This window comes from Streptomyces katrae, assembly GCF_000966975.1.
Taxonomy (GTDB): domain Bacteria; phylum Actinomycetota; class Actinomycetes; order Streptomycetales; family Streptomycetaceae; genus Streptomyces; species Streptomyces katrae.
The window spans coordinates 1-1,490 of the sequence record NZ_JZWV01001472.1 but is presented as its reverse complement, the minus strand read 5'-3'; the positions used below and the strand labels follow the sequence as shown (position 1 = coordinate 1,490).

Annotated in this window: 1 protein-coding gene; it reads right to left on the bottom strand. The window is 69.7% G+C overall.

Features of this window, described 5'->3' with window-relative positions:
• Positions 1 to 339 precede the first annotated feature (339 nt).
• A partial coding sequence (locus tag VR44_RS38425) for a thiamine pyrophosphate-dependent enzyme (protein WP_045952321.1) occupies positions 340 to 1,490 on the bottom strand: 1,151 nt, incomplete at its 5' end.

The window sequence follows — 1,490 nt, the reverse complement described above, 5'->3', positions numbered from 1 at the left end:
CGCGGAAGGACGATGGGACTGACGGGAAGCCCCCAACCGTCCCTGAGGCCGTCCGAGGGGGGTACGGCCCCCGGCCCCGCTTGCAACCGGAGCCGGCCGTTCTCAGGGCCGCAGGGCATGCCTCCGCGTGGGTGCCGCCCGGGGGCCGGGGCCCGGGCCGCGGGTGGTTGGCGCCGCCCCGGATTCACCCCGTCGGGGTGTCGGTCACCGTCGGACCGTGCCTCGTACTCACTGGTCTGGACAGCGGTGTGGCCACTGGCCCGCACCACCCCCGAACGCCCAGCGGCCCCCGCCCTCCGGGAAGGAGGGGCGGGGGCCGCTGCGTACGTGCGGGGTCGATCAGACCTGGAGGGGCTTGATCGCGGTCGGGGCGTGGCCCGGCTCGGTCGCGAGCTCCTCGAACTCGGTGACGTCGCTCATGTCGACCGTCTTGCTCATCGCGATGTTGGTGACGCGCTCCAGGATGGCCTCGACGACGACCGGGACCTGGAACTCCTGCGCCAGCTTCTTGGCCTCCTCGAAGGCCTCGCCCAGCTTGTCCGGGTCGGTGACGCGGATGGCCTTGACGCCCAGGCCCTCGGCGACCTTGACGTGGTCGACGCCGTAGACGCCGATCTCCGGGGTGTTGATGTTCTCGAACTCGAGGTTCACCTCGAAGTTGATGCCGAGGCCGCCCTGCGCCTGGCGGATCAGACCCAGGTAGGCGTTGTTCACGAGGACGTGGACGTAGGGGACCTTGTGCTGGGCGGCGACCGCCAGCTCCTCGATCATGAACTGGAAGTCGTAGTCGCCGGAGAGGGCGACGACCGGGACGTCGGGCTGCGCGGTGGCGGCGCCGATGGCGGCCGGGATGGTCCAGCCGAGGGGGCCGGCCTGGCCGCAGTTGACCCAGTGGCGCGGCTTGTAGACGTGCAGGAACTGCGCGGCGGCGATCTGCGAGAGGCCGATGGTGGTGACGTAGCGGGTCTCCGGGCCGAAGGCCTTGTTCATCTCCTCGTAGACGCGCTGCGGCTTCATGGGGATGTTCTCGAAGTGCGTACGGCGCTGCAGGGTGGCCTTGCGCTCCTGCGCGGAGGCGGCCCAGGCGGAGAAGTCCGGCAGCTTGCCCTCGGCCTTCCACTCCTTCGCGACCTCGATGAAGAGCTCCAGGGCGGCCTTGGCGTCGGAGGCGATGCCGAAGTCCGGGGCGAAGATCTTGCCCAGCTGGGTGGGCTCGATGTCGACGTGGACGAACTTGCGGCCCTTGGTGTAGGCCTCCAGGTTGTAACCGGTGTGACGGTTGGCCCAGCGGTTGCCGATACCGATGACGGTGTCCGACTCCAGGAAGGTCGCGTTTCCGTAGCGGTGGGCGGTCTGGACGCCGACCATGCCGGCGGCCAGCTCGTGGTCGTCCGGGATGGTGCCCCAGCCCATCAGGGTGGAGATGACCGGGATGCCCGTCAGCTCGGCGAACTCGACCAGCAGGTCGGAGGCGTCGGCGTTGATGATGC